Below are 25906 nucleotides of genomic sequence, written 5' to 3'. Positions count from 1 at the left end.
GATTTCAAGGAGCTCTCCCATGACTCACCGTACTGTTCTCTCCTCCCGCATCCGCATGCTCACGGGCGCAGCCCTGCTGGGGCTGCTCGGTGCTTGTTCCACGCTGGACCAGGGCAAGTCCCCGGCCCTGGAGAGGAACGCCAACTGGGCGGTGCTGCCGTTCGAGAACCATACGGAAACGCCCATGGCAGGCAGCCGGGCCGAAAGCATTGCCACGGCTTTGTTGAGCAGCCGCGGCATAGGTGCCGTCAAGCGCTATACAGGCGAGGCGCAGCAGGAGACGCTGTTCGATGGCCGCGATGCCAAGCGGCGCGAAGATGCGCTGGCCTGGGCACGCAGTGAGGGTGTGCGTTATGCCTTGCTGGGGGCGGTTGACGAGTGGCGCTACAAGGTCGGCGTGGACGGTGAGCCAGCCGTCGGCGTGGCCCTGGAGATCGTCGATGTGGACAGCGGTGCCACGGTCTGGAGCGGTGCTGGCGGTCAAAGCGGATGGAGCCGCGAGGCTTTGTCGGCTGTCGGGCAGAAGCTGATCCGCAAACTGCTGGGAACGGGCCTGGCCGGCGCCCGGTAAGCATTGAGCAGGATTTCCAGTCATGCAAGATCACGCCACGACACCTGCTGCCACGCCGGATTCCGCGCGCCGCGTGGGCATTGCTGCGGAATTCAGAAGCTCGCCACTGGGGTTGCTGGTGCAAACCAGCGAGCGCCCCGGAGTGGTGGCGGCCGAGACCTTACTGCTGCCACTGCTGGCATTGCTGATAGGTTATGTTTTTAGCCGCAACGACCCGCTCTGGGTGCGTGCCGAGTTTCCCTGGTCCTGGCTTGCGCCCATGATCGTGGCCTTGCGCTATGGGCCCATCGGGGGATTGTCGGCGGCCGGTGTGCTGTTGCTGGGCTGGCTGGGTTTCAACCGTGAGGATCTGAGCCGCTTTCCCGAGCAGTACTTTCTGGGTGGCTTGATGGTGGTGATGATCGTGGGCGAGATTTCGAGTCTCTGGCGTGCCCGCATACGGCGCGAGCGTACCGCGCAGCACTATATGGATCAGCGCACCGAACAGCTCATACGTCAGCACTATCTGCTGCGTCTGTCACATGACCAGCTGGAGCAGGAGCTGATCGGCCGCCCGGTGTCGATGCGCGATGCACTCAGCGGGCTCAGTGCGCTCGGCGGCGCTCCTGGCGATGCGCAAAGCCTGCTCAATCAGCTGGCACAGTTCTGCCAGATCAGTGCGGCCTGCCTGGTGGCTGTGCGCGACGACAGGATCGAGCCCCAGCCGATTGCCCAGCTGGGCGGTGCCCATGAGGTCCGGCCCGAGGATCCGCTGCTGCGCCAGGCGCTGGAAGCCCGCATGCTGACCCATGTCTCCCAGGGCCTGAGGGATGCGCAACAGACCCGCTATCTGGTCGTGGCTCCGATGCTGGATCTGGGGGGGGAGATCTATGGTCTGCTGCTGGTGGAAGAAATGCCCTTTTTTGCTCTGCAGGAGGAGACGCTGCAGACCATCAATCTGCTGCTCGGCTATTACACGGACAGCGTGGCAGCCAATCGTCTGGCCCAGCCGCTGCTGCAGGCCTATCCCCTGTGCCCGCGGCCGTTCGCGTCCGAGCTGCAGCGCATGGAGCATGTGAACCGCAGCGCCGGCCTGTGCAGCGTGGTCGTGGCGCTAGAGCTTTCACCGCAGGCGGTGCAAAGCCAGATGGCTCAGCAGCTGATGCGCCTGGAGCGCATGCTGGATCGCTCCTGGCTGATCGAAGGTCGGAACAGGCAGTGGCTGGCCATCCTCATGCCGCTTGGTACCGGGGCCACGGCTGAGGGCTATCTGAATCGTATCGAAGGCTGGCTGGGTCAGCGCGGCATGGACTCCCTGGGAGCGGCCGGCATTTTTCCCCGCACTGTCTTGCTGGATCGCTGCTCGGCCCTGAGCGTGCTGGAGCAGATTGACAGGATGGCCCATGATTAATGTCAAGCTGGCACTGTCCGCTGTGCTGGCGGAGGTTGCCTCCTGGAGCAGCCTGTGGCTGCTGCACAACCACTCCGATGCTGCATTGCTCAGCTATCTGGCAGCGCATGCGCTGGCCAGCGTGCTGCTGGCGCTGTGCCTGTCTCCGTTCCTGATGCTGGCGGCAGGTTCCCGGCGCCAGCGCCTGCCGCTGGTCGCGCTGATGGCCTTGCTCTCCTATGCCGTGCCGGTGGTGGGCTTTGTCGGTTCGGTGATTGCGACTGTGGCGTTACTCCGACGGCGCGGCTTGACGGCGCGCAGGGAATTTTCATCGCTGCCGCTGCCTGAGTTCGACCCGCACCAGCAGGCGAGCGGAAGCCGGAGGCAGGCGGGCTTGCAGTCTTTTCTGGCCAATCAGGCGGTTCCCGTGCCCTTGCGCATGCGTTCCCTGGCTGCCCTGGGTCATGTCTCGGGGCGTATTGCCTCGCCCATGCTGCGCATGGCGCTAAGCGACTCCAGCGATGATCTGCGTTTGCTGGCCTACAGCATGCTGGATGCCCAGGAGCGCCAGTTGAGCCAGTCCATACACCAGGAGCTGCAGGCCCTGGAGCGCGCGCGTACGGTCGAAGGAGAGACAATCGGCCCCCGCGGTCTGAGAGCAGCCTGGGCGCTTTCTGATCTGTACTGGGAGCTGATTTACCAGGGCTCGGCGCAGGGTGATGTACGTGACCATGCCATCAAGCAGTCGTTGCATTATTGCAACCGGGTGCTGTCTCAGCACCCGGATACCGCCCTGCTGCAGCTGCGCAAGGGGCGCTTGCTGCATCTGCTGGCCGACGACGAAGGTGCCCAATCCTGCTATCAGAGGGCACTGGAGCTGGGTCTGCCGGCGCCCCGCGTCATTCCCTACCAGGCCGAGCTGCTGTTCAAGCAGCGTCAGTTCGCCAAGGTGCAGGAGCTGATGCGCAGACTTGAGGATCAGCAGGTCATGCCTCGTCTGCGCCCCTGCATCCAGTACTGGAGTGCCTCATGAGTTCTCTTCCCAAGGCTGCGCGGGCCGATATCGCCCTGCTGCTCGAGGGCACTTTCCCCTATGTCAGCGGCGGCGTGTCGAGCTGGGTTCACCAGATCCTTCAAGCCTACCCGCAGCATAGCTTTGCCATCGTCTTTATCGGAAGCCGGCGCGAGGACTATGGCGATTTTCGCTATGAGCTGCCGCCCAATGTGGTGCATTTCGAGGAGCATTTCCTCTATGGTCATGCGTCGGGCAAACTGCGGCCCACACCGCGCCGGGGCGACCCCGAGGTCATGTCCAAGCTGCAGCAATTGCTGCAGGCACTCGAGCGACGGGATGAGAGCCCGGCAGGCAGGGCGGAGGTGCTGGCCGCCATGCGCGCCGTTGCCATGGAGCTGCTGCCGGGCGGCAGCTTGCCGCAGGAAGATTTTCTGCACAGCGAATATATGTGGGAGCTGATACAGGACAGCTACCGGCGCCATTGCACCGATCCGTCCTTTGTCGACTTCTTCTGGACGGTACGCATCATGCTGCAGCCGCTGTGGCTGCTGGCGCGCATCGCCCGGGAGCTGATTCCGGTACGTGTGCTGCATACGGTCTCCACAGGTTATGCGGGCTTCCTGGGCGGCATGCTGCACCATCTGCGAGGGCTGCCGCTGGTGCTGTCCGAACATGGCATCTATACCAAGGAGCGGCAGATCGACCTGCTCCAGAGCCAGTGGATACGCGATAACCGCAATGTCTTCCAGCGCGACCCCATGGAAGTCTCCTTTTTCCGTCAGATGTGGATCCAGTTCTTCGAGTGGATGGGGCGTTTTTGCTATGAGGCAGCCGATCCCATCATCGCGTTGTTCGAGGCCAACCGTCTGCGTCAGGTGGCCGACGGCGCCGTGCCAGCGCGCACCAGCAACATTCCCAATGGCATTAGCGTGAAACGCTTTGCGCCGCTGCGTGCCCTGCGTCCGGCCGTGACACCACCCATGCTGTGCCTCATAGGCCGCGTGGTGCCGATCAAGGACATCAAGACCTTCATCCGCGCCATGCGCCGCGTGGTCAATCACCTGCCCGAGGCTCAGGCTCTGATCGCCGGCCCCATGTCCGAGGACCCGGCCTATGTAGAGGAATGCCGCAATCTTGTGGACAGTCTGGGCCTGCAGGCGCAGGTGCACTTTCTGGGCATGCAGAAGATCGACGAGTTGTTGCCGCGTGTCGGGCTGGTGGTGCTCTCGTCCATCAGCGAGGCCTTGCCTCTGGTGCTGCTGGAGGCGCAGGCGGCAGGCGTTCCCGTGGTCAGCACCGACGTGGGCTCCTGCCGTCAGCTCATAGAAGGGCTGGAGCCCGAGGACCGTGCATTGGGCGCTTGTGGTCGCGTGGTCGGTATCGCCAACCCTGCGGATCTGGCCGATGCGGCGCTGGAGTTGCTGAAATCGCCCGAGGCCTGGCAGGAAGCCAGTGCTGCCGGGATTGCACGCGTTGAGCGCTACTACTCCGATCAGTTGCTGTTCGACCGCTACCGGCAGGTCTATGACCGGGCCATGCAACATTCCAAGGAAGATCACTGATGGCCGGCATTGGCTTTGAACTGCGCCACCTGCTGCGCAAAAACACGCTGACCAGCCTGCTCCAAGCCTATGCCTATGCGGGCGTGATCGGCTCGGGTCCCTGGGTGTTCTCCATCATCGGCATTTTGCTGGTAGGGGTGTTCAGCCTCAGCGTCGTGGCGCCGCCGCTGCTGGTGACCCAGTTTCAGACCTCGGTGACCTATCTGGTGGCCTGCAGCCTGATACTGACCGGTGCGGCGCAACTGATGTTCACGCGCTTTATTTCGGATCGGCTGTTTCTCAAGCAGGATGAAACCGTATTGCCCAATCTGCACGGCTTGCTGTTGCTGATCATGGCAGCCGCCAGCGGCCTGGGGACGCTGGCCCTTTTCGTGGTGCTGCCAGGCCAGAGCCTGCTGTACCGGATGCTGATGCTGGCCGGTTTCACGCTGATGTGCGTGGTCTGGATGTTGACCGTTTTGCTGTCCGGCCTCAAGCATTACAAGGCCATCTCCGCGCTGTTCGGGGTCAGCTATGCGCTTATTGTCTTGCTGTCGCTGCCTCTGCGTCGCTGGGGACTGGAAGGGCTGCTGAGCAGCTTCGTGTTCGGCAATATCGTGCTGGTGGCTGGCATGTGGGCCATCGTGCTACGCGCTTTCCCGATCAAAAGACGCTGGATCGCCTTCGATTTCATGCAGCGCTCGCTGATCTTTCCGGTACTGATTGCGGTCGGCCTGCTCTACAACCTGGGTATCTGGGCCGACAAGTTCATGTTCTGGTATTTCCCGCCAACCTCGCAGCAGATCATTGGCGGGCTCAGGGCCTCGCTGATCTACGACCTGCCAGTTTTCCTGTCCTATCTGTCCATCATTCCTGGCATGGCAGTGTTCCTGGTGCGCATAGAAACCGATTTCGTCGAGTACTACGACAAGTTCTTCGATGCGGTGCGCGGCGGCGGCTCCCTGAACTACATACAGTCCATGCGCAACGAGATGGTGTATGCGATACAGACGGGCCTGGGCGAGATCGCCAAAGTGCAGACGCTGGCGGTTCTCGTGACCTTTGTCGCCGGTCCGGCCGTGCTGCATCTGCTGGGCATATCGCAGTTATACCTGCCGCTGCTGCATGTGCAGGTGGTCGGTACCGGTCTTCAGGTGGGGGTGATGGCTGTGCTCAATGTGTTTTTCTATCTCGACGAGCGGCGCATCGTGCTTTTGCTCTGTGCACTGATGGTGGTGCTGAACATCGTCTTTACCGGCATCTCGCTGGCGCTGGGGGCGGCTTTCTACGGCTATGGTTTCTGCCTGGCAATGCTGGCAACCCTGTGTACAGGCCTGTTTCTGTTGACGCGCGAATTGGATCGGCTGGAATACAAGACTTTTATGCTGCAGTAACCGGGCCGGCTGCAGGTCTCGGCAGCTGCAGCCCCGAGTTCGCCCGGGTGCAATGGCTGAAAGGCACGATCCATGTTCCGAACAAGTTCATGGTTTTGCGACCGGCGAGTGACGTTCTGTCCCGTCTGCGCGACAATAGCGGATTCGGCGCTGGCGGCAGCCCGGCTTCGGGGCGGCTGCGGTGGCCCCGGACGGGAGACAAAGCCCCTGCCTCCGCTTTTTCCACTTCAAATTTTGACGCCATGAAAAAACGTACCCTGCTGGCCTCGGTGGCCCTGACTGCAATTTTGGCTGCCTGCGGCAAGAACGAGCCCGCAAGCAACACCGCTGCAGCTCCTGCGCCCGCTCCTGCGGCAGCTGCCGCCAAGCTGGTGGTGGGCCTGGACGACAACTTCCCGCCCATGGGTTTCCGTGACGAAAAGAACGAGCTGGTCGGTTTCGACATCGACATGGCCCGTGAAGTCGCCAAGCGCGCCAATATCGAAGTGGAGTTCAAGCCCATCGACTGGAATGCCAAGGAAGCCGAGCTGCTGGGCAAGCGCGTGGACGCTCTGTGGAACGGCCTGACCATTCTGGAAGAGCGCAAGGAAAAGATCCTGTTCTCCGACCCCTATATGGTGAACAAGCAGATCATCATCGTGAAGGCCGGCTCTCCCATCAAGGGCAAGGCTGACATGGTCGGCAAGATCGTGGGTGCCCAGGAAGGCTCCAGCGCCGTGACCGCCCTGACCAAGGACAAGGAACTGTCGGACAAGTTCAAGGAAACCAAGCTCTTCGGCGACAACATCGCTGCCATGATGGACCTGGAAGCCGGCCGTCTGGACGTGGTGGTGGTGGATGAGGTGGTGGGTCGCTACTACGTCAACAAGAAGCCCGACAACTACGTGGTGCTGGCCGAGGACTTCGGCACCGAAGACTACGGTGTGGGTTTCCGCAAGGACGACGAAGCCACTCGCAACAAGGTCAACAATGTGCTGACCGAAATGAAGAAGGACGGCAAGGCTGCTGAAATCGCCCAGAAGTGGTTCGGCGCCGACGTCATCAAGCACTAATCCCTTTTTGACGTACTGCACCGGCAATGCCTGGCATTGCCGGTTTTTTTTGCGACGACAATGCGTGCAAACACTTCCTCCTGCGCACGCTCGTGCCTGTGGCGGGCTTTCGATAGCTGCAGCGCCACACTGAAGGCCATTTGATGGACTATGTAATCTCGCTCCTGGGGCCCATGTCGGCTGGTGCCCTTGTCACACTCAAGCTGTTTTTCATCACGCTGGCGCTGTCCATTCCCATGGGTCTGGCGCTGGCGCTGATGCGCATCTCCAGCATCAAGCCGCTGAGCAGCGCCGTGGGCGCCTATATCTGGCTGATGCGTGGCACGCCGCTGATGCTGCAGCTGCTGTTCGTGTACTTCGCGCTGCCCTTTGTGCCCTACATCGGTGTGCGCCTGCCCGACTTTCCTGCCGCCGTGGTGGCGTTTGCGCTGAACTATGCGGCCTACTTTGCGGAGATCTTCCGCGCCGGCATCAAGTCCGTGGACCGAGGCCAGTACGAGGGCGCCAAGGTGCTGGGCATGACCTATGCCCAGACCATGCGCCGCATCGTGCTGCCCCAGATGTGGGCCCGCATCCTGCCGCCCGTCAGCAACGAGACCATCACCCTGGTCAAGGACACCTCGCTGATCTATGTGCTGGCACTCAACGATCTGCTGCGCGTGGCGCGCGGCGTGGTGCAGCGCGACTTCAGCTTCACGCCCTTCATCGTGGCTGCGGCCTTCTATCTCATCATGACCCTGGTGCTGACCTGGGGCTTCCAATATCTTGAGAAAAAATATGCCAAGTACGACGCCTGACGTGATGATTTCCGCCCAGGGCATCCACAAGGCCTTTGGCAACAACGAAGTGCTGCGCGGCGTCTCTCTGGAGCTGCTGCGCGGCGAGGTGGTGGCCGTGATCGGCCCGTCCGGCTCGGGCAAGAGCACCTTTTTGCGCTGCCTCAACCACCTGGAGACGATTGACCGGGGCACCATCAGCATTGAAGGCGAGGTGTTGGCGCGCTCCGAGGGCGAGGCCAGGGCTCAGTATGTGAGCGATGCCGAAATCCGCAAGATCGGCCGCAAGATGGGCATGGTGTTTCAGTCCTTCAATCTGTTTCCCCACCTCACGGTGCTGGAAAACATCATCGAGGCGCCCGTCATCGTCAAGGGTATGAAGCGCGAAGACATCATTCCCAAGGCCGAGGCCCTGCTCGCCAAGGTGGGGCTGGCCGCCAAGCGCGATGCCTATCCCAACCATCTCTCCGGCGGTCAGAAGCAGCGCGTGGCGATTGCCCGTGCGCTGGCCATGGAGCCGGACATTCTGTTGTTCGACGAGCCCACCTCGGCGCTGGATCCCGAGCTGACCGGCGAGGTGCTGCGCACCATGCGCGAACTGGCCGAGGAGCACATGACCATGCTGGTCGTGACCCACGAGATGGGTTTTGCGCGAGAGGTGGCCAACCGCGTCATCTTCATGGACGGTGGCTACATCGTCGAGCAAGGCCCGTCCGAAGCATTCTTTGTTGCGCCTCAGCACGAGCGTACCAAGGCGTTTCTGCAGAATATGTTGTAAATAAGTCGCAGCTGCTGATGCGGTTTCATATCGCAAAAACAGCAGTTTGCGAATGCGCAACAAGCACTTAATGCTCCTGAAACAGGAGTGATTGCTCTGCAATTCAAGCCAGACCTTGAAGAAACATTCGCGAATGTATGTTTACTTGGGGCTAACCCGAGCTTTTTGCCGAGCTTGTCGGCACAATACCAGTTTGCTTTCTCTTGAGCGGCTATTCACGCATGTCACCCAACGCACCCTTTGTGGAACTGCGCAATGTCACCTTTGGCTATGGTGACCGCGTCATCCTGCGCGATCTGTCCCTGCAAGTGCCGCGCGGCAAGGTCACGGCGCTGATGGGCGCATCGGGCGGTGGCAAGACCACGGTGCTGCGTCTGATCGGCGGGCAGAACCACGCCCAGCAGGGCCAGGTGCTGTTTGACGGCCAGGACGTGACCACCATGGATGCGCAGCAGCTCTACGCCGCGCGTCGCCGCATGGGCATGCTGTTTCAGTTCGGTGCGCTGTTTACCGACATGAGCGTGTTCGACAATGTGGCCTTTCCGCTGCGCGAGCACACCGATCTGCCCGAAGAGCTGATTCGCGACATCGTGCTCATGAAGCTGCATGCCGTGGGCCTGCGCGGCGCGCGCGATCTGATGCCTTCCCAGGTCTCGGGCGGGATGGCCCGCCGCGTGGCACTGGCCCGCGCGATTGCGCTGGACCCCGAGCTCATCATGTACGACGAGCCTTTTGCGGGCCTGGACCCTATTTCGCTGGGTACCTCGGCACAGCTGATCCGCCAGCTCAACGATGCCATGGGCCTGACCTCGATTCTGGTCTCCCACGATCTGGAAGAAACTTTCCGCGTGGCCGACCATGTGGTGATTCTGGGAGCCGGCAGCGTTGCCGCCCAGGGCACACCCGAAGAGGTGCGCGCCAGCACCGACCCGCTGGTGCAGCAATTCATCCATGCCAGACCCACGGGGCCTGTGCCGTTTCACTATCCGGGCGTCAGCGCCGACGAGGACTTTGGCAGCAGGAGGCGTGCATGAACTTTTTCGCACGCATTGGCCTGGCAGTGCGCTGCCAGCTGGTCAACATGGGGATTGGCGCACGCCTGCTGTGGCGCCTGCTGGGTTTGATGGGGCCGGCGCTCAGGCGCCCGCGCCTGATCGGCGACCAGATTCACTTTCTGGGCAATTATTCGCTGGCCATCATCGGCGTCTCCGGTCTGTTCGTGGGCTTTGTGCTGGGTCTGCAGGGCTATTACATCCTGCAGCGCTATGGCTCGGCCGAGGCGCTGGGCATGATGGTGGCCCTGAGCCTGCTGCGCGAGCTGGGGCCCGTGGTCACGGCCCTGCTGTTCGCGGGTCGTGCCGGCACGGCCCTGACGGCCGAAATCGGCCTGATGAAGGCCGGCGAACAGCTGTCTGCAATGGAGATGATGGCGGTGGACCCCGTCAAACGCATTCTGGCGCCGCGCTTCTGGGCCGGGCTGATCACCATGCCTTTGCTGGCTGCAGTCTTCAGCGCCGTGGGTGTGCTGGGCGGCTGGCTGGTGGGCGTGGTGATGATCGGCGTCGACAGCGGTGCTTTCTGGGGCCAGATGCAGCAGGGCGTGGACTGGTGGAGCGATCTGGGCAATGGCGTGCTCAAGAGCTTTGTCTTCGGCCTGGCCGTGACCTTTGTGGCCCTGCTCGAAGGCTATGCGGCCAAGCCCACGCCTGAAGGAGTTTCCCGTGCCACCACCCGCACCGTGGTCGTGGCTTCGCTAGCGGTTCTGGGCCTGGACTTCCTGCTCACCGCAACCATGTTCAGCATTTGAGGCTGCTCAGCAGATAGAGGTAAAAAATCATGCAGCAAAAGAAAAGTGATGTCTGGGTCGGCCTGTTTGTGCTGATCGGTGCTCTGGCCCTGGTGTTCCTGGCCTTGCAGTCGGCCAATCTGCTGAGTCTGAATTTCCAGAAGACCTATGCGATCACGGCGCGTTTTGACAATATCGGCGGACTCAAGCCCAAGGCGGCGGTCAAGAGCGCCGGCGTGGTCGTGGGCCGCATCGAATCCATTGCCTTCAACGACCAGACCTTCCAGGCCGACGTGGCCATGAGCATGGAAACCCGTTACGCCTTCCCCAAGGACAGCTCGCTGAAAATTCTGACAAGCGGCCTGCTGGGTGATCAGTACATTGGTATTGAAGCGGGCGCCAGCGAAGAGAACCTCAAGGCAGGCGACCGTGTGACGGCCACCCAGTCTGCCGTGGTGCTCGAGAATCTGATCGGTCAGTTTCTCTACAGCAAGGCGGAGCAGGGTGGTGATTCCGGTGGTGCCGCAGCCAACGGGGGAGCGAAAGAATGATGACTACAACAAGCCCACAGACGAAATTGACGTCAGACGAGAACCAGGCGCTCAGGCGCGTTGCGCTGGCAGCCAGCGTTTCCGTGGCCGCATTGCTGTCCGGCTGCGCCACAACCACAGGCCCTGCCAACCCAGCCGACCCGCTGGAGTCCATGAACCGCAGCATCTATTCCTTCAACGAAGGCGTGGACGAGGCGATCTTCAAGCCCGTGGCCACGGCCTATCAGAACGTGACGCCGCGCGTGGCGCGCCAGGGCGTGACCAACTTCTTCGACAACCTCGGCGATGCTTGGTCCTTCGTCAACAATGTGCTGCAGGGTCAGGGCCAGGGTGCCTACAACTCCATGGTGCGCTTCAGCGTGAATACGGTGCTGGGCATAGGCGGTCTGTTCGACATCGCCAGCGAGGCCGGCATCGAGCGCCAGAAGCAGGACTTTGGCCAGACTCTGGGTCGCTGGGGCATGCCCACGGGTCCGTATCTGGTGCTGCCTTTCTGGGGGCCGTCCACGGTGCGGGATTCGGCCGGCCTGGTGGTCGATGCCTTCGGCTATCCTGCCAACACCATGGATGACGTGCGCTGGCGCAACAGCCTGTTCGGTCTGCGCATGGTCAACAACCGTGCCAATCTGCTCAAGGCCGGCGATGTGCTGGACTCTGTTGCGCTCGACAAATACAGCCTGGTGCGTGATGTCTATCTGCGCTCACGCATTGGCGGCGCGGCGTCCGGCGGCGATGGTCGCCTCGAAAACTATGATGACGACAACGCCGGCAAGCTGCCCCCGGAAGGCCAGTGAGCCGGTAGAGCTTGGTTACAAACATGATGCACAGGTTGCGCGAGTGCGGTGACACTTGCGGGCCTAGGAGAAAAAACGCAATGAAGATTACTCGTCGCATGTGGGGCATGGCAGCAGGTGCCGTGCTCGCTCTGAATCTGGGTCTGCCCGCAGCCCAGGCTGCTGAGGAAGCGCCCGATGCACTGGTCAAGCGCGTCTCTGCCGATGTGCTGGAGACCATCAAGAAGGATGCCTCGCTGCGCAACGGCGATTCCAGCAAGATCAATGCACTGGTCAACGAGAAGGTCATGCCCTATGTGGACTTTCGCCGCATGACATCGGCCGCTGTCGGTCCGGCCTGGCGTCAGGCCACGCCCGAGCAGCGCCAGAAGCTGCAGGATGAGTTCAAGGCCCTGCTGATTCGCACCTATGCGGGGGCCCTGTCCCAGGTCGGCGATCAGACCATTACCGTCAAGCCTGTGCGCATGGCAGCCGGCGACACCGACGTGCTGGTGCGTACCCAGGTCAATGGCCGTGGCGACCCCGTGCAACTGGATTTCCGTCTGGAAAAGCAGGCCACGGGCTGGAAGCTCTACAACTTCAATGTGCTCGGTGTGTGGCTGGTGGAAACCTATCGCAACCAGTTTGCGCAGGAAATCAATGCCAACGGCATTGACGGCCTGATCAAGACCCTGGCCTCGCGCAGCTCCATGCCGGCCACGGCGACTAAGTAAGCAAAGCGCTTCAGACGTCATGGCCCGCTCAGCTAGCAACCCTCTGCAACTGCCCAAGGAACTGACCTATCGTCAGGGGCGCGACTGTCTGCTGCGTCTGCGTCCGCTGGTCACGGGCCATGCGGATGCCCGGGTGGTGCTGGATGCCAGCGCCGTCAAGGTTTTTGACTCGGCGGCTCTGGCCGTGCTGCTGGCCTGCCGGCGCGCAGCCCAGGAGGTGGGCAAGCAGCTCATTGTCGAAGGTCTGCCCAAGGGGCTGCAGTCCATGGCCGCGCTGTATGGCGTGGACGGCTTGCTGATGCCCGCTCCCGTGCCCGATGCGGCCGCCACCGCTCAGCAGGGCTAGGCTGACGAATCACTGTGTCCGGCTAAGCCCCGCCAAGGCAGAGGCTGTGGGCAAGCCCTAGAATCATGGGCTCCATGTCCGCAGTCTCATTCCAATCCGTCTCCAAGACCTACCGCACCCCCAAGGGGGATTTTCAGGCCCTCAAATCGGTGAGCCTGGATATCGAGGAAGGTGAATTCTTCGGTCTGCTCGGCCCCAACGGCGCCGGCAAGACCACGATGATCAGCATCCTCGCCGGACTGGCTCAAGCCACGGGCGGGCGCGTGCTGGTGCAGGGCAGCGATGTGCAGGCGAACTACGCCGATGCACGCCGCAAGCTGGGCATCGTGCCGCAGGAGCTGGTGTTCGACCCCTTCTTCAATGTGCGCGAGGCCTTGAAGTTCCAGTCCGGATATTTCGGCGTCAAGAACAACGACGACTGGATCGACGAGCTGCTCGACAGCCTGGGCCTGACGGACAAGGCCCACAACAATATGCGCCAGCTCTCGGGCGGCATGAAGCGCCGCGTGCTGGTGGCCCAGGCCCTGGTGCACAAGCCGCCCATCATCGTGCTGGACGAGCCCACGGCCGGCGTCGACGTGGAGCTGCGCCAGACGCTGTGGCATTTCATTGCCAAACTCAACAAGCAGGGCCATACGGTGCTGCTGACCACTCACTATCTCGAAGAGGCCGAGGCCCTTTGCAGCCGCGTGGCCATGCTCAAGCGCGGCGAGATCATCAAGCTCTCGCCCATGAGCGAGCTGCTCAAGTCGGCTTCCAGCAATGTGTTGCAGTTCAAGACCGATAGCGCCCTGCCCAAGGCCGTGGCCGACAGAGCGCGTGTCACCGGTCGAATCGTGCAGATTCCCGCAGCCCATGCAGTCGATGTGGAGCAACTGCTGGCCGCTTTGCGCGAGGCGGGTGTGACCCCCGAGGATGTGGAAATCCGCCGCGCGGATCTGGAGGATGTGTTCATCCACATCATGAATGAAGGCTCCAGGACACAGGCTCCTGCAGGAGGTGTCCAATGAACGGCTGGCAGACCCTGCTCAAGAAGGAAGTGCTGCGCTTCTGGAAGGTGAGCTTTCAGACCGTGGCCGCACCGGTGCTCACGGCCGTGCTGTATCTGCTGGTTTTCGGCCATGTGCTCGAAGGCCGGGTCATGGTCTACGACCGCATCCCCTACACCGCGTTTCTGATTCCCGGCCTGGTGATGATGAGCATGCTGCAAAACGCGTTTGCCAACAGCTCGTCCAGCCTGGTGCAGAGCAAGATCATGGGCTCGCTGGTGTTCGTGCTGCTCACGCCGCTGTCGCACTGGGCCTGGTTCAGCGCCTATGTGGGAGCGGCCATTCTGCGCGGCCTGCTGGTGGGTCTGGGCGTGTTTGTGGTCACCTTGTTCTTTGCCGTGCCCGATTTTGCCGCGCCGCTGTGGATTCTGGTGTTCGGCTTTCTGGGCTGCGCCCTGATGGGTACGCTGGGTCTGATCGCCGGCCTCTGGGCCGAGAAGTTCGACCAGATGGCGGCCTTCCAGAACTTTTTGATCATGCCCCTGACCTTTCTGTCCGGCGTGTTCTATTCCGTGCACTCGCTGCCCGGCTTCTGGCAGGCGGTCAGCCATGTCAACCCGTTCTTCTACATGATCGACGGCTTCCGCTACGGCTTCTTCGGCCAGAGCGATGTCTCGCCCTGGCTCAGCTTCGCCATCGTGGGCGCTGCCTGGCTGGCCGTGAGCGCGCTGGCCGTGCACCTGCTGCGTATCGGCTACAAGATTCGTAACTGATTTTTAGAATTGACGCAGGGCTGCTTGCGAGACAATGACCGGTTTCGCCAGCTTTTGCGCATAAAGGTTCCCCATGACTGCAGACCAACTCAAAGACCTGATCGCCGCCGGCCTGCCCTGCGAGCATATTGCGCTGGAAGGCGATGGCCGACATTGGTTTGCCACCATTGTGTCTGCACAGTTTGAAGGCCAGCGTCTGCTGGGCCGCCAGCGCCTGGTCTATGCCACGCTGGGCAACCGCATGGCCACCGATGAAGTCCATGCCCTGTCCATGAAGACCTACACCCCGGCAGAATGGGCTGCTGCCCAGGCTTGATGCGAGTCGAGACGCAAGATTGATAGCTGTCAGCACTTGCTACATAAGCGCTGAGTGCATTTTTTACCTATAAACATTCAAGGCTTGAAGCCATGGACAAACTCAAGATCCACGGTGGTCGTCCCCTCAAGGGCGAAGTAATCATTTCCGGTGCCAAAAACGCCGCTCTGCCTGAAATGTGTGCCGCACTGCTCACGGCCGAGCCCGTGCATCTGCACAATGTGCCGCGTCTGCACGATGTGGCCACCATGCGCAAGCTGCTGGCCAATATGGGTGTGCAGACCGAAACCCATGGCGAACGCGGCGGCATGAGCTTTGTGGCACCCGACAGCCTGGTGCCCGAAGCGCCTTACGAGCTGGTCAAGACCATGCGCGCCTCGGTGCTGGCCCTGGGTCCGCTGCTGGCCCGCTTCGGCCACGCCAAGGTGTCGCTGCCCGGTGGCTGCGCGATCGGCTCGCGCCCCGTGGATCAGCACATCAAGGGCCTGCAGGCCATGGGCGCCATCATCACCGTGGAAAACGGCTATATGCATGCCAGCCTGCCCGAAGGCTGGAAGCGTCTGAAGGGCGCACGCATCACCACCGACATGGTGACCGTGACCGGCACCGAGAACTTCCTGATGGCCGCGGCGCTGGCCGAAGGCGAGACGGTGCTGGAAAACGCCGCCATGGAACCCGAAATCACCGATCTGGCCGAGATGCTGATCAAGATGGGGGCCAGGATCACGGGTCACGGCACCAGCCATATCGTGATTCAGGGCGTGGACAAGCTGCATGGCTGCGAGCATCAGGTGGTGGCCGACCGTATCGAGGCCGGCACCTTCCTCTGCGCCGTGGCGGCCACCAGCGGTGAAGCCTTGCTGCACCACGCGCGTGCCGACCATCTGGGCGCCGTGATTGACAAGCTCAAGGATGCGGGCGTGAGCGTGGACTGCGTGGATGGCGGTCTGAAGGTGGCCTCCTCCGGCAAGCTCAAGGCCCAGGGCTTTCGCACCACCGAATATCCGGGCTTTCCCACCGATATGCAGGCCCAGTTCATGGCGCTGAACCTGGTGGCCGAAGGCACCAGCATGGTGACCGAGACCATCTTCGAGAACCGCTTCATGCATGTCAACGAGATGGTTCGCCTGGGCGCGCGCATCACCACCGACGGCCGCGTGGCGACCATCGAAGGCGGCAAGCGCCTGTCCGGAGCCACCGTGATGGCGACCGACTTGCGCGCTTCGGCCAGTCTGGTGATTGCCGGTCTGGTGGCCGAGGGCGAGACCATCGTCGATCGCATCTACCACCTGGATCGTGGCTACGACCGCATGGAAGACAAGCTGCGCGCCCTGGGCGCCGATATCGAGAGAATTTCCGCATGAGCACCGCAACGCCTGTGACCATAGCCCTGTCCAAGGGCCGCATTTTTGAAGAAACCGTGCCCCTGCTGGCCGCCGCCGGCATAGCGGTGACCGAGGATGTGGAAAAGTCGCGCAAGCTGATTTTCGACACCAACCGTCCCGATGTGCGCGTGGTGCTGGTGCGTGCTTCGGACGTGCCCGTGTACGTGCAATATGGCGGCGCGGACCTGGGCGTCTCGGGCCTGGACTCGCTGATCGAGCATGGCGGCCAGGGCCTGTACCAGCCGCTGGACCTGCAGATTGCCAAGTGCCGCGTCAGCGTGGCCGTGCGCAACGGCTTCGACTATCAGCTGGCCGTCAAGCAGGGCGCGCGTCTGCGCATTGCCACCAAGTACCCCGAGATTGCCCGCAACTTCTTTGCCAAGAAGGGCGTGCACGTGGACATGGTCAAGCTCTACGGCTCCATGGAGCTGGCGCCGCTGACCGGCATGGCCGATGCCATCGTCGATCTGGTGTCCACCGGCAACACGCTCAAGGCCAACGATCTGGTCGAGGTCGAGCCCATCATGGACATCAGCTCGCGTCTGGTCGTCAACCAGGCTTCGCTCAAGCTCAAGCAGGCTCCGTTGCGCCACATCATCGATGCGTTTGCGCAGGCTGTTGCCGCCAAGAACAACTGATTTTTCCTACTGGTGAATACTATGGAATTCGTAGCTGCCCCCGCCCGTCTATCAACCGCTGATGCCCAGTTTGAGCATGATTTTGCGCAGCGTCTGCATTGGTCGGCGGACACGGATGCAGCCATCGAGCAGCGGGTGGCCGACATCCTGGCCGATGTACAGCAGCGCGGCGACGCCGCCGTGCTGGAGTACACGGCACGCTTTGACGGCCTGCAGGCCGATTCCATGGCGGCGCTGGAGCTGACCAAGCAGGAGCTGAAAGACGCCTTCGACAGCCTCCCAGCCGCCGAGCGCGAAGCGCTGGAGTCGGCGGCACGCCGTGTGCGCAGCTATCACGAGGCGCAGAAAAAGGCCAATGGCGAGAGCTGGAGCTACCGCGACGAAGACGGCACGCTGCTGGGCCAGAAGGTCACGCCGCTGGACCGCGTGGGCATCTACGTGCCGGGCGGCAAGGCCGCCTATCCGTCCAGCGTGCTGATGAACGCCATTCCCGCCCATGTAGCCGGTGTGCAGGACATCATCATGGTCGTGCCCACGCCCCAGGGTCAGAAGAACCCGCTGGTGTTGGCTGCGGCCTATGTGGCTGGCGTGCACCGCGCCTTCACCATCGGTGGCGCCCAGGCCGTGGCTGCCCTGGCCTACGGAACGGCCACCGTGCCCAAGGTGGACAAGATCACCGGCCCCGGCAATGCCTATGTGGCCAGCGCCAAGAAGCGCGTGTTCGGCATCGTGGGCATCGACATGATTGCCGGTCCTTCTGAAATCCTGGTGCTGGCCGACGGAACGACCCCGCCCGACTGGGTGGCCATGGATCTGTTCAGCCAGGCCGAACACGACGAGCTGGCCCAGTCCATCCTGCTGTGCCCCGATGCGGCCTATCTCGATGCCGTCCAGGCCGCGATCGACCGCCTGCTGCCCGAGATGCCGCGCAAGGCCATCATCGCCAAGAGCCTGAGCGACCGCGGTGCACTGATTCTGACCAAGGACATGGAAGAGGCTTGCGCGATCAGCAATCGCATCGCGCCCGAGCACCTGGAAGTCTCCAGCCGCGACCCGCACCGCTGGGAGCCTCTGCTCAGGCACGCCGGTGCCATCTTCCTGGGCGCCTATACCTCCGAGAGCCTGGGCGACTACTGCGCCGGCCCGAATCACGTGCTGCCGACCAGCGGCACGGCGCGCTTTTCCTCGCCGCTGGGGGTGTACGACTTCCAGAAGCGCAGCTCCATCATCGAAGTCAGCGAGGCCGGTGCCCAGATCCTGGGCAAGACCGCAGCCGTGCTGGCCTATGGCGAAGGCCTGCAGGGCCATGCCAGGGCTGCCGAAATGCGTCTGAAGTAAATCGGCGAGCGCTTGTCCCTTGAAGCCGTGGCCAGCCCACGGCTTTTTTCATTTTCGGGCAGGTCCACATGCCCTCCGTCCCGAGGCAATTGATCTCCAGATGTTTCCTGGTGCAGGAAAGCGCGGATTTGCGGTGACACTCGGCGGGCTGCGTGGCAGCGCAGCATTCCATAGCCAATCACAACAAGGGAGCGTGAAGATGAATCAGGTCATGAGTTCCTGGCCGCAACGCGGCTGGCGGCTGCTGGGCGGACTGTTGCTGGCCGCGGGGCTGGCCGCCTGCGGTGCACCGCCTTCGGCGCAGGACGCCTTGCAGGTCGCAGAGAGCGCGGCGGCAGCGCCGCCCACGCCCAGGGTTGAGTCCACGCTGGGCACGCAATGGGGCGAAGGGAGGGAATCGGTCACACGCACCGTGGAAGCTGCGCGCCTGGACCCCGAGCGCCCGCGCACCGTGGCGCAGCTGCGCTACTCCGATGAGGCCAGCATCCGCCGCGCCCTGGGGCGCAGCATCGATCAGCAGCTCAGCGTGCAGCTGGCCGACGGCGATGTGGAGTGGGTGGTGCAGGACGGGCAAGGCCGGCCGCTGCCCATCTACACCATGCGCGGAGCTCGGGACTATCAGTTGGCCGGCCGTCATGGCGAGCGTTACGAGCTGGTCTACAGCAACCGCAGCCAGCGTCACTATGAGGTCGTTGCCACGGTGGACGGCCTGGATGTGCTCACCGGCCAGGCCGGCAGCGTGCACAGCGCCGGCTATCTGCTGCGTCCCGGCGAGACCCTGCGCATCGAGGGTTTTCGCAAGAGTCAGCGTGAAGTGGCGGCCTTTCGTTTTGCTGGCAAGGAGCGCGCCTATGCCGGCAATACCCCGGCTGGCGACGCGCGCAACGTGGGCGTGATCGGGGCGGCACTGTTCGAAGTCCGACTGCAGGGGCGCGATGCCGCTCAGCCTGCGCCAGAGCGCCGCGGCGCGGCCGAGCCTGCGGCTTTTCCCGCCGACGGCAGATATGCCCCGCCGCCGCAGTATCGGCGCTGAGGGCTGTGGCGCTGCCGCCTGCGGCCGCAGCGCCTGTCAGATGCGCCTGCTGAACTGGCCCAGTCCGTCGTCGTCATAGAACTCCAGCCAGAGGCTTTGGGCCGGCGCTGCGTCTCCTGCCTCGAAGACCGCCAGCGAAATGCTGTGCGGAGCCGCGCTTTCGTTGCCAGGAATGAAGCAGAACTGGCTGCCGCTCCAGTGCTGCAGCACATAGGTCTGGGCTTGCGGGCCTATGCTCAGCTGCAGCCGGTTGTCGACGAGGCTGACCTGTACCGGGCCATGGTAGGCGTTGTCATAGCTTCCCGCATAGCGCTGCAGCGCGCCCGGAGGCTGAGGCGCAGACGGGGGCTGCTGGCCCAGCAGGGATCCCGTGGGCGCCATCAGCGGAGCGATCTTTTCACTGTACAGCGACCACCAGTCCTGCGTGAGGCGGCCGGTTTCCATCAGGTCCACGAACTGGCGGCACAGGGTTTCGGGAACGCCGATGGGAATGCCGTTGGTGAGCACGATGACGGCAGCGTCCAGCGAGGGAATGAGCATGAAGCAGGTGGCCGCGCCCAGCATGAAGGCGCCCGAATGGCTGAGGAACTTCAGCCCGCCATCGGTTGCTGCGACATTGAAGCCGAAGCCGTAGTGTCCTCCCGGCGCCTGGGCCTGCCAGGCGGCTTGCAGGGCTGCAGGGGCGACCAGCTGCTGTCCCTGCCAGCGCCCCTGCGCCAGCAGCAGAGACAGCCAGCGCGCCATGTCGTTGACGCTGGAGCTGGCGCCGCCGGCCGGGGACTGGGGGTCGGCATTGCGCGGCGTGCCGCGCTGCCAGCTGCCGTCATCGGCGCGTACATGGGGGCTGGCACGGTTGGCCTGCTGCATGAATTCGGCATAGACCGATGTGGTTCGCGTCATGCCCAGAGGCGCATACAGGGTCTGGCGTGACAGACTCGCCCAGTCGGTATTGGCAGCGCCTGCAACGCCCACTGCGGCGGCGGTCAACCCGGCATTGGTGTAGGCGTATTCGCTGCGCAGCGGCTTGACGGGCAGCAGGCGCAGCCGCTCCAGCACCACCTGCTGGCCGTTGCCCAGCTCCTCAAGCTTGTCGCCCGCATGGTCGGGCAGGCCGCTGCGGTGGGCAAACAGATCGCCCACGGTCAGCACCGCGCTGCTGCCCGGATTGCGCAGCGCAAACCAGGGCAGCAAGTCCTTCATGCGGCTGTCCCAGGAGACCCGTCCCTGGCCGACCTGGCGCGCCACCACGGTGGCAGCCAGGGATTTGGAGACCGAGGCCAGCTGGAACACGGTGTCGGCATTCACGGCCGCACTGCCGCCGGTCTCGCAAAGCCCCAGGCCTTGGGCGGCAAGCGTTTGCGCGCCTTGGACCACGGCCCAGGCCATGCCCGGAACACCGCTGACGCGGCGCAGCGTTGCGGCCAGCTCGGGCAGCCGCCGGGCCGCCTCCGCGGCGCTCAGGCCTTTTGCTGGTGCATCGTCTCCGCCGCAGCCCGCCAGAGCCAGCCCGGAGCCGGCCGCGATGCCCAGGCCGGCTCCGGCGCGGACGGTGCGATCGAGCATCTGGCGTCTGGTCCATGCAGTCTTGGATGGCTGGCTCATGATTTCTCCTCCCGGTTGGTGGGTCTGCGCTTGCAGAGGGGCAAGGTTCTGGCGAACTGTTTTTTGCTCCGCAGTATGGATTCCTGCAGGTCATTCTGGCAATTTGAAATTTGACACGAATTTCGTGTTGCACGAAATTCGTGTACTATGCAGGCCATGAAGAACGTCACCATCACCGTCGAAGACAGCGTGCTTGACTGGGCGCGCATTGAAGCGGCCAGGCGCGGCAGCAGCGTCTCGCGCATGCTGGGTGACTTCATGGCCGAGCTGATGCAGCGCGAGGATGCCTACGAGCGTGCCTATCTGGCCTGGCGCACCGATGAGCGCACCTGGCAAGCTGCCGGCCAGTCTGCCAAATCCCTGGCGCGCAGTGCCAGCAGCAAGCGTGCTGCTGCGCACAGCAATGCCGAAACCGAGGTGGCCAGGTGAACCCCGTATTTGTCGATACCTCGGTGCTGATTGCTGCGGAAGATGCGGCTGGCGGTGCGCTGTATGCGGCCACGCTGGAATGGCTGGATCTGCTGTGGCGCAGCCGTAGCGGCCGCACCAGCAACCAGGCGCTGGTGGAGTTCTATGACCAGGCCACCACCGCAGTCCTGCCCCTGCCTCAGGGCGATGCCCGCGCAGCCATCCGCCGCTACCAGACCTGGACGCCCTGGAAGACCGACGCCGCCACGCTGGAGACGGCCTGGGCGGTGCAGGCCCGCCATGCGCTGGACTTTGGCGACTGCCTGGCCGTGGCCTGCGCCCAGCACAGCGGCTGCAACCAGATGCTGAGCCTGCATCTGCCCCATGGGGCAGAGTTTGGCGGCGTAACCGTGGTGCACCCGCTGGAGCAAGCCGCCACGCAGAATCTTGAGGCTTGAGCGCCACAATCGCAGCGATCGGTATCGACTGCATTGGCCAACGCAAGCCTTGTGTGAAGGAGTGAACCCATGACTGCTCAAGACATCCAGACCAAAGCCCTGCAACGCATTCGCGCCGATGTACGCGCCATGCAGGGCTACCATGTGCAGCCCGCGCAAGGCCTGCTCAAGATGGACACGATGGAGAACCCCTACCGTCTGCCGCCCGAGCTGCAGAAAAAGTTGGGCGAGCATCTGGGCGGTCTGGAAATCAACCGCTACCCCGGCGAGCGCCAGGAAGTGCTCAAGCAGATGCTGGCCGACTACGCCGGTGCTCCGGCCGGCACATCGGTGCTGCTGGGCAATGGCTCGGACGAGATCATCACCCTGCTGGCGCTGGCCACGGCCCAGCCCTGCAACAATGCCCGCGCCAAGATGCTGGCGCCCATGCCGGGCTTTGTGATGTATCCGCTGTCTGCCAAGCTGCAGGGCCTGGATTTCGTGGGCGTGAATCTGACGAGCGACTTCGACCTCGATGTGCCGGCCATGCAGGCCGCCATCGCCGAGCACCAGCCTGCCATCACCTATATCGCCTATCCCAACAATCCCACCGCCACGCTGTGGGCCGAGGACAAGGTTCAGGCCGTGATCGACGCCGTGGCCGAGGTTGGCGGTCTGGTCGTGATGGACGAGGCCTACCAGCCCTTCGCCAGCCGCAGCTGGATCACCCGCATGAAGGCAGACCCCGCGCGCAACGCCCATGTGCTGCTGATGCGCACGCTGTCCAAGTTCGGTCTGGCCGGTGCGCGACTGGGCTATCTGATCGGCCCTTCGGCCATCGTCAACGAGATAGACAAGGTGCGCCCGCCCTACAACATCAGCGTGCTCAACTGCGAGACGGCGATTTTTGCGTTGCAGCACGAGTCCCTGTATGCCGAGCAGGCCGCCGCCATCCGCGCCGAACGCCAGCCGCTGATCGATGCCCTGGCCCAGCTGGACGGCGTGCAAAAAGTCTGGCCCTCCGAAGCCAATATGGTGCTGTTGCGCGTGCGCGACGCCGGCAAGGCCCAGATCGAGATGAAGCAGCGCGGCGTGCTGGTCAAGAACGTATCGGCCATGCACCCCTTGCTGCACAACTGCCTGCGCCTGACCGTGGGTACCCGCGAAGAAAACGCCCAGATGCTGGCGGCACTGAAAGAAAGCCTATGAGCAATATCGTCCCCTCCATCGCCCAGAACCTGCCGCGCATTGCCGAAGTGCAGCGCAACACGGCCGAGACCCGCGTCGCCGTGCGCGTCAACCTCGACGGCACTGGCAAGGCCAGCCTGAACTCCGGTATCGGCTTTCTCGACCACATGCTGGACCAGATCGCGCGCCACGGCCTGATCGACATGGACATCGAATGCGCGGGCGATCTGCACATCGACGGCCACCACACGGTCGAAGACATCGGCATCACCCTGGGCCAGGCCTTTGCCAAGGCCATCGGCGACAAGAAAGGCATTCGCCGCTACGGTCATGCCTATGTGCCGCTGGACGAAGCCCTGAGCCGCGTCGTCATCGACTTCTCGGGCCGTCCCGGTCTGCACATGGATGTGAAGTTCACGGCCGGCAGCATCGGCCAGCTCGACACGCAGCTGGTCTTCGAATTCTTCCAGGGCTTTGTCAACCACGCCGGCGTGACCCTGCACATCGACAACCTGAAGGGCTTCAACGCCCACCACCAGTGCGAAACCATCTTCAAGGCCTTTGCTCGTGCCATGCGCTTTGCGCTGGAGCATGATGAGCGCATGGCGGGCGTGATTCCCTCGACCAAGGGTGCTCTGTAATCAGGAGCAACTTGCGCCTGTTTACACTGCACTTCAAAGCTGTTTGTCTTTAAAAACCAATCTCCATAAGCGGTAGCTGCTATGAGTTTGAAGAACAACACCGTGGCCGTGGTCGATTACGGCATGGGCAATCTGCGTTCGGTCTCGCAGGCGGTGCGCACGGCCGCAGCCGATACCGGCTGGGACGTGGTCGTCACGGCCGATCCCGATGTGGTCCATGCCGCCAACCGCGTGGTCCTGCCCGGTCAGGGGGCCATGCCCGACTGCATGCGCGAGCTGCGCGAATCGGGCCTGCAGCAGGCCGTGCTCGATGCGGCTGCCAACAAGCCGCTGTTCGGCGTCTGCGTGGGCATGCAGATGCTGCTCGACCACAGCGACGAAGGCGATGTGCCGGGCCTGGGACTGATTCCCGGCAATGTGCGCAAGTTCGATCTCGAAGGCCGAATGCAGGCCGATGGCAGCCGTTTCAAGGTGCCGCAAATGGGCTGGAACCAGGTGCAGCAGACGCAGCAGGGCGGAAAGCCCCATGCGCTGTGGGCCGGCATTCCAGACGGCAGCTTCTACTACTTTGTGCACAGCTTTTATGCGCAGGTGCAACACAGCGCGCATTGCGCGGCCGAGACCGACTATGGCGGCCTCTTTGCATGTGCCGTCGCACGCGATAATATTTTCGCAACCCAGTTCCACCCCGAGAAAAGCTCGGACCAGGGGCTGGCGCTGTTCCGCAACTTCCTGGGCTGGAAGCCCTGAAGTTTTTCTTTGTGCACTGGCCATTTCTGACGGCCAAACTTGCTAGCAGATCACCATCATGTTGCTCATCCCCGCTATCGACCTCAAGGACGGCCACTGCGTTCGCCTGATTCAGGGTGATATGGACCAGTCCACCACTTTCGGTGAAGACCCCGCAGCCATGGCCGCCAAATGGCTGGATGCGGGCGCCCGTCGCCTGCACCTGGTGGACCTGAACGGCGCCTTTGCGGGCCAGCCCAAGAACCTGTCGGCCATCAAGAGCATCCTCAAGGAAGTCGATGGCGAGATTCCCGTGCAGCTGGGCGGCGGCATCCGTGATCTGGACACCATCGAGCGCTACATCGATCTGGGCATCGAGTACCTGATCATCGGCACCGCTGCCGTGAAGAACCCCGGTTTCCTGCAGGATGCCTGCAGCGCCTTTCCCGGACACATCATCGTGGGCCTGGACGCCAAGGACGGCAAGGTGGCGATCGACGGCTGGAGCAAGCTCACCGGCCAGGATGTGATCGAAACCGCCAAACGCTTCGAGGACTGGGGCGTGGAATCCATCATCTACACCGACATCGGTCGTGACGGCATGCTCAGCGGCATCAACATCGACGCCACCGTCAAGCTGGCCCAGTCGCTGAAGATTCCGGTCATCGCCTCGGGCGGTCTGGCCGGCATGGCCGACATCGAAGCGCTGTGCAAGGTGCAGGACGAGGGCGTGGAAGGCGTTATCTGCGGCCGCGCCATCTATACCGGCGATCTGGACTTCGCCGCCGGCCAGGAGCGTGCGGACGAGCTCACGGGTGAGTGATTTGACCTTTCAGGCCCAGGTCGTTGACTGGAAAGGGCTTTCTGCCATTGCCTTGAGGCTGGGTCAGGGGGATTCGGTGCTGATCTGCCTGCAGGGCGCCCAGGTACTGTCCTGGGTCGGCCTGGGGCAGGAGCGCCTGTTCCTCAGTCCCAGGGCAGCCCATGACGGCCAGAGCGCCATTCGCGGCGGCATTCCGGTCTGCTTTCCCCAGTTCAATCAGCGTGGTCCCTTGGTCAAGCATGGCTTTGCGCGCCTCAGTCACTGGCAGGCCGATGCTGCGAGCCCATCGGGCGAGGATGGTGCGCAGATCTCCTTGCGCCTGACGGACAGCGAAGCATCGCGCGCCGTCTGGCCGCACGCCTTTGAAGCCGTGCTCACGGTCGAGCTCAGGCCCGGCGCATTGCGTGTGGAACTGGCCGTGCATAACCGCGGCCGGCAGGACCTGTCTTTTACCGCGGCTTTGCACGGCTATCTTCGCGTTGCGCAGGCCGAGCAGGCCAGCTTGCACGGTCTCGAAGGTTTGAGCTACTGGGATGCTGCTGCGGCTCAACCGGATACCCATGTAACGCAGCAAGGCTGCGTCAGCTTCGGTGCGGAGACCGATCGCGTCTATCCACGTGCGGCTGCAGCCCTGCAGCTGCAAAGCTCGGGCCGGCCCTGGCTGCAGCTTGCCCAGGATACATCCTGGAGCGAAACCGTGGTCTGGAATCCAGGCCCTGCTCTGTGCGCCACACTCAAGGACATGGAGGCCGACAACTGGCAGCAGATGCTGTGCGTGGAGGCTGCGGCCATTGATGCACCTGTGGTTCTTGGACCCGACCAGCGCTGGAAGGCGGCGCAAACCTTCGAATGCTTTTGAGGCTTTGAACGGAGCGGGGTGATGCCACCCCGAGCCTGGGCCTGTCCTTGTGCGCAGACCT

The 25906-nt window shown here is 63.1% G+C and carries 29 protein-coding genes; 28 read left to right on the top strand and 1 reads right to left on the bottom strand.

Annotated elements, in window-relative coordinates; genetic code table 11:
- The first annotated feature begins 19 nt into the window (after positions 1 to 19).
- The 21 genes from ACWGXF_RS02595 (at position 20) to ACWGXF_RS02495 (ending at position 19158) form a co-directional block, all read left to right on the top strand.
- Positions 20 to 571 (top strand): hypothetical protein, encoded by a 552-nt coding sequence (locus ACWGXF_RS02595; protein ID WP_012837057.1) that lies wholly within the window; start codon positions 20 to 22, stop codon positions 569 to 571.
- 22 nt (positions 572 to 593) lie between these two features.
- Positions 594 to 1961, top strand: coding sequence for a PelD GGDEF domain-containing protein (locus tag ACWGXF_RS02590; RefSeq protein ID WP_012837058.1), 1368 nt, complete (start codon positions 594 to 596; stop codon positions 1959 to 1961).
- Complete coding sequence (locus ACWGXF_RS02585) at positions 1954 to 2973, top strand: tetratricopeptide repeat protein (protein WP_256629774.1); 1020 nt, start codon at positions 1954 to 1956, stop codon at positions 2971 to 2973. The genes ACWGXF_RS02590 and ACWGXF_RS02585 overlap by 8 nt, the downstream gene beginning before the upstream one ends.
- Complete coding sequence (pelF, locus tag ACWGXF_RS02580) at positions 2970 to 4517, top strand: GT4 family glycosyltransferase PelF (protein WP_256629775.1); 1548 nt, start codon at positions 2970 to 2972, stop codon at positions 4515 to 4517. Before ACWGXF_RS02585 ends, pelF begins: the two co-directional genes overlap by 4 nt.
- Positions 4517 to 5890 carry an exopolysaccharide Pel transporter PelG gene (pelG, locus tag ACWGXF_RS02575; RefSeq protein WP_256629776.1) on the top strand — a complete coding sequence of 458 codons (1374 nt, stop codon included), beginning with the start codon at positions 4517 to 4519 and terminating at the stop codon, positions 5888 to 5890. Before pelF ends, pelG begins: the two co-directional genes overlap by 1 nt.
- Positions 5891 to 6132: 242 nt before the next feature.
- A complete protein-coding gene (locus ACWGXF_RS02570) occupies positions 6133 to 6942 on the top strand; it encodes an amino acid ABC transporter substrate-binding protein (RefSeq protein ID WP_256629777.1) in 810 nt (269 codons plus the stop codon).
- A gap of 143 nt (positions 6943 to 7085) precedes the next feature.
- Positions 7086 to 7739, top strand: a complete 654-nt coding sequence (locus ACWGXF_RS02565) for an amino acid ABC transporter permease (RefSeq protein WP_003058677.1) — start codon at positions 7086 to 7088, stop codon at positions 7737 to 7739.
- On the top strand, positions 7720 to 8496 hold the full coding sequence (locus ACWGXF_RS02560; RefSeq protein WP_269476157.1) for an amino acid ABC transporter ATP-binding protein: 777 nt from the start codon (positions 7720 to 7722) through the stop codon (positions 8494 to 8496). Before ACWGXF_RS02565 ends, ACWGXF_RS02560 begins: the two co-directional genes overlap by 20 nt.
- Positions 8497 to 8717: 221 nt before the next feature.
- Positions 8718 to 9530, top strand: a complete 813-nt coding sequence (locus ACWGXF_RS02555) for an ABC transporter ATP-binding protein (RefSeq protein ID WP_012837063.1) — start codon at positions 8718 to 8720, stop codon at positions 9528 to 9530.
- Positions 9527 to 10303: a lipid asymmetry maintenance ABC transporter permease subunit MlaE gene (gene mlaE / locus ACWGXF_RS02550; protein WP_039049592.1), complete on the top strand. Its 777-nt coding sequence runs from the start codon at positions 9527 to 9529 to the stop codon at positions 10301 to 10303. Before ACWGXF_RS02555 ends, mlaE begins: the two co-directional genes overlap by 4 nt.
- Positions 10304 to 10332: 29 nt before the next feature.
- On the top strand, positions 10333 to 10833 hold the full coding sequence (gene mlaD / locus ACWGXF_RS02545; RefSeq protein ID WP_003062074.1) for an outer membrane lipid asymmetry maintenance protein MlaD: 501 nt from the start codon (positions 10333 to 10335) through the stop codon (positions 10831 to 10833).
- Entirely contained in the window at positions 10830 to 11627 is a 798-nt protein-coding gene (locus ACWGXF_RS02540) for an MlaA family lipoprotein (RefSeq protein WP_012837064.1), read from the top strand. The genes mlaD and ACWGXF_RS02540 overlap by 4 nt, the downstream gene beginning before the upstream one ends.
- A gap of 80 nt (positions 11628 to 11707) precedes the next feature.
- Entirely contained in the window at positions 11708 to 12340 is a 633-nt protein-coding gene (locus ACWGXF_RS02535; protein WP_034348276.1) for an MlaC/ttg2D family ABC transporter substrate-binding protein, read from the top strand.
- 19 nt (positions 12341 to 12359) lie between these two features.
- Positions 12360 to 12686: an STAS domain-containing protein gene (locus ACWGXF_RS02530; RefSeq protein WP_012837066.1), complete on the top strand. Its 327-nt coding sequence runs from the start codon at positions 12360 to 12362 to the stop codon at positions 12684 to 12686.
- Positions 12687 to 12760: 74 nt separating this feature from the next.
- Positions 12761 to 13696: an ABC transporter ATP-binding protein gene (locus tag ACWGXF_RS02525; RefSeq protein WP_034348309.1), complete on the top strand. Its 936-nt coding sequence runs from the start codon at positions 12761 to 12763 to the stop codon at positions 13694 to 13696.
- Positions 13693 to 14448: an ABC transporter permease gene (locus ACWGXF_RS02520; protein ID WP_003058656.1), complete on the top strand. Its 756-nt coding sequence runs from the start codon at positions 13693 to 13695 to the stop codon at positions 14446 to 14448. The genes ACWGXF_RS02525 and ACWGXF_RS02520 overlap by 4 nt, the downstream gene beginning before the upstream one ends.
- A 73-nt stretch (positions 14449 to 14521) precedes the next feature.
- The gene (locus tag ACWGXF_RS02515; RefSeq protein WP_003062090.1) at positions 14522 to 14764 is read left to right on the top strand and encodes a BolA family protein; all 243 of its coding nucleotides are present in this window, start codon (positions 14522 to 14524) and stop codon (positions 14762 to 14764) included.
- A gap of 92 nt (positions 14765 to 14856) precedes the next feature.
- Positions 14857 to 16128 (top strand): UDP-N-acetylglucosamine 1-carboxyvinyltransferase, encoded by a 1272-nt coding sequence (gene murA / locus ACWGXF_RS02510; protein WP_003062092.1) that lies wholly within the window; start codon positions 14857 to 14859, stop codon positions 16126 to 16128.
- Positions 16125 to 16787 carry an ATP phosphoribosyltransferase gene (hisG, locus tag ACWGXF_RS02505; RefSeq protein ID WP_003062096.1) on the top strand — a complete coding sequence of 221 codons (663 nt, stop codon included), beginning with the start codon at positions 16125 to 16127 and terminating at the stop codon, positions 16785 to 16787. Before murA ends, hisG begins: the two co-directional genes overlap by 4 nt.
- A gap of 21 nt (positions 16788 to 16808) precedes the next feature.
- Positions 16809 to 18125: a histidinol dehydrogenase gene (hisD, locus tag ACWGXF_RS02500; protein ID WP_256629779.1), complete on the top strand. Its 1317-nt coding sequence runs from the start codon at positions 16809 to 16811 to the stop codon at positions 18123 to 18125.
- A 100-nt stretch (positions 18126 to 18225) separates the two neighbouring features.
- Positions 18226 to 19158 (top strand): hypothetical protein, encoded by a 933-nt coding sequence (locus tag ACWGXF_RS02495; RefSeq protein ID WP_370466521.1) that lies wholly within the window; start codon positions 18226 to 18228, stop codon positions 19156 to 19158.
- Positions 19159 to 19194: 36 nt separating this feature from the next.
- Here the strand turns inward: ACWGXF_RS02495 and ACWGXF_RS02490 are convergent, their stop codons facing one another.
- A complete protein-coding gene (locus tag ACWGXF_RS02490; protein ID WP_256629781.1) occupies positions 19195 to 20760 on the bottom strand; it encodes a serine hydrolase in 1566 nt (521 codons plus the stop codon).
- A 156-nt stretch (positions 20761 to 20916) separates the two neighbouring features.
- On the opposite strand from ACWGXF_RS02490, the gene ACWGXF_RS02485 reads away from it, so the two are divergent.
- The 7 genes from ACWGXF_RS02485 to ACWGXF_RS02455 all read left to right on the top strand — a co-directional run bounded on the left by ACWGXF_RS02485 (position 20917) and on the right by ACWGXF_RS02455 (position 25845).
- On the top strand, positions 20917 to 21189 hold the full coding sequence (locus ACWGXF_RS02485; RefSeq protein WP_012837072.1) for a hypothetical protein: 273 nt from the start codon (positions 20917 to 20919) through the stop codon (positions 21187 to 21189).
- Positions 21186 to 21626 (top strand): PIN domain-containing protein, encoded by a 441-nt coding sequence (locus tag ACWGXF_RS02480; RefSeq protein WP_034361336.1) that lies wholly within the window; start codon positions 21186 to 21188, stop codon positions 21624 to 21626. The genes ACWGXF_RS02485 and ACWGXF_RS02480 overlap by 4 nt, the downstream gene beginning before the upstream one ends.
- A 69-nt stretch (positions 21627 to 21695) precedes the next feature.
- Complete coding sequence (hisC, locus tag ACWGXF_RS02475) at positions 21696 to 22814, top strand: histidinol-phosphate transaminase (protein WP_012837074.1); 1119 nt, start codon at positions 21696 to 21698, stop codon at positions 22812 to 22814.
- Positions 22811 to 23434: an imidazoleglycerol-phosphate dehydratase HisB gene (gene hisB / locus ACWGXF_RS02470; RefSeq protein ID WP_003058637.1), complete on the top strand. Its 624-nt coding sequence runs from the start codon at positions 22811 to 22813 to the stop codon at positions 23432 to 23434. The genes hisC and hisB overlap by 4 nt, the downstream gene beginning before the upstream one ends.
- 81 nt (positions 23435 to 23515) lie before the next feature.
- Positions 23516 to 24184 (top strand): imidazole glycerol phosphate synthase subunit HisH, encoded by a 669-nt coding sequence (hisH, locus tag ACWGXF_RS02465; protein WP_012837075.1) that lies wholly within the window; start codon positions 23516 to 23518, stop codon positions 24182 to 24184.
- Positions 24185 to 24242: 58 nt separating this feature from the next.
- A complete protein-coding gene (gene hisA / locus ACWGXF_RS02460; protein WP_003058631.1) occupies positions 24243 to 24986 on the top strand; it encodes a 1-(5-phosphoribosyl)-5-[(5-phosphoribosylamino)methylideneamino]imidazole-4-carboxamide isomerase in 744 nt (247 codons plus the stop codon).
- Entirely contained in the window at positions 24979 to 25845 is an 867-nt protein-coding gene (locus ACWGXF_RS02455) for a D-hexose-6-phosphate mutarotase (protein ID WP_256629783.1), read from the top strand. Before hisA ends, ACWGXF_RS02455 begins: the two co-directional genes overlap by 8 nt.
- The last annotated feature ends 61 nt before the right edge of the window (positions 25846 to 25906 follow it).

Source organism: Comamonas sp. HJ-2 (assembly GCF_053615495.1).
The sequence above is the reverse complement of the archived record's forward strand: the minus strand, read 5'-3'. Positions and strand labels throughout refer to the sequence as shown.

Bases quoted from the DNA above. Each gene is read 5' to 3' on its own strand.
- pelF (WP_256629775.1), top strand. From the start codon at position 2,970: ATGAGTTCTCTTCCCAAGGCTGCGCGGGCCGATATCGCCCTGCTGCTC.
- hisG (WP_003062096.1), top strand. From the start codon at position 16,125: ATGAGCACCGCAACGCCTGTGACCATAGCCCTGTCCAAGGGCCGCATT.
- ACWGXF_RS02560 (WP_269476157.1), top strand. From the start codon at position 7,720: ATGCCAAGTACGACGCCTGACGTGATGATTTCCGCCCAGGGCATCCAC.
- ACWGXF_RS02515 (WP_003062090.1), top strand. From the start codon at position 14,522: ATGACTGCAGACCAACTCAAAGACCTGATCGCCGCCGGCCTGCCCTGC.
- ACWGXF_RS02525 (WP_034348309.1), top strand. From the start codon at position 12,761: ATGTCCGCAGTCTCATTCCAATCCGTCTCCAAGACCTACCGCACCCCC.
- ACWGXF_RS02485 (WP_012837072.1), top strand. From the start codon at position 20,917: ATGAAGAACGTCACCATCACCGTCGAAGACAGCGTGCTTGACTGGGCG.
- hisA (WP_003058631.1), top strand. From the start codon at position 24,243: ATGTTGCTCATCCCCGCTATCGACCTCAAGGACGGCCACTGCGTTCGC.
- ACWGXF_RS02565 (WP_003058677.1), top strand. From the start codon at position 7,086: ATGGACTATGTAATCTCGCTCCTGGGGCCCATGTCGGCTGGTGCCCTT.
- ACWGXF_RS02535 (WP_034348276.1), top strand. From the start codon at position 11,708: ATGAAGATTACTCGTCGCATGTGGGGCATGGCAGCAGGTGCCGTGCTC.
- hisB (WP_003058637.1), top strand. From the start codon at position 22,811: ATGAGCAATATCGTCCCCTCCATCGCCCAGAACCTGCCGCGCATTGCC.
- ACWGXF_RS02585 (WP_256629774.1), top strand. From the start codon at position 1,954: ATGATTAATGTCAAGCTGGCACTGTCCGCTGTGCTGGCGGAGGTTGCC.
- murA (WP_003062092.1), top strand. From the start codon at position 14,857: ATGGACAAACTCAAGATCCACGGTGGTCGTCCCCTCAAGGGCGAAGTA.
- ACWGXF_RS02520 (WP_003058656.1), top strand. From the start codon at position 13,693: ATGAACGGCTGGCAGACCCTGCTCAAGAAGGAAGTGCTGCGCTTCTGG.
- ACWGXF_RS02595 (WP_012837057.1), top strand. From the start codon at position 20: ATGACTCACCGTACTGTTCTCTCCTCCCGCATCCGCATGCTCACGGGC.
- ACWGXF_RS02495 (WP_370466521.1), top strand. From the start codon at position 18,226: ATGTTTCCTGGTGCAGGAAAGCGCGGATTTGCGGTGACACTCGGCGGG.
- ACWGXF_RS02530 (WP_012837066.1), top strand. From the start codon at position 12,360: ATGGCCCGCTCAGCTAGCAACCCTCTGCAACTGCCCAAGGAACTGACC.
- hisC (WP_012837074.1), top strand. From the start codon at position 21,696: ATGACTGCTCAAGACATCCAGACCAAAGCCCTGCAACGCATTCGCGCC.
- ACWGXF_RS02570 (WP_256629777.1), top strand. From the start codon at position 6,133: ATGAAAAAACGTACCCTGCTGGCCTCGGTGGCCCTGACTGCAATTTTG.
- ACWGXF_RS02490 (WP_256629781.1), bottom strand. From the start codon at position 20,760: ATGAGCCAGCCATCCAAGACTGCATGGACCAGACGCCAGATGCTCGAT.
- ACWGXF_RS02590 (WP_012837058.1), top strand. From the start codon at position 594: ATGCAAGATCACGCCACGACACCTGCTGCCACGCCGGATTCCGCGCGC.
- mlaE (WP_039049592.1), top strand. From the start codon at position 9,527: ATGAACTTTTTCGCACGCATTGGCCTGGCAGTGCGCTGCCAGCTGGTC.
- ACWGXF_RS02540 (WP_012837064.1), top strand. From the start codon at position 10,830: ATGATGACTACAACAAGCCCACAGACGAAATTGACGTCAGACGAGAAC.
- mlaD (WP_003062074.1), top strand. From the start codon at position 10,333: ATGCAGCAAAAGAAAAGTGATGTCTGGGTCGGCCTGTTTGTGCTGATC.
- hisD (WP_256629779.1), top strand. From the start codon at position 16,809: ATGGAATTCGTAGCTGCCCCCGCCCGTCTATCAACCGCTGATGCCCAG.
- pelG (WP_256629776.1), top strand. From the start codon at position 4,517: ATGGCCGGCATTGGCTTTGAACTGCGCCACCTGCTGCGCAAAAACACG.
- hisH (WP_012837075.1), top strand. From the start codon at position 23,516: ATGAGTTTGAAGAACAACACCGTGGCCGTGGTCGATTACGGCATGGGC.
- ACWGXF_RS02555 (WP_012837063.1), top strand. From the start codon at position 8,718: ATGTCACCCAACGCACCCTTTGTGGAACTGCGCAATGTCACCTTTGGC.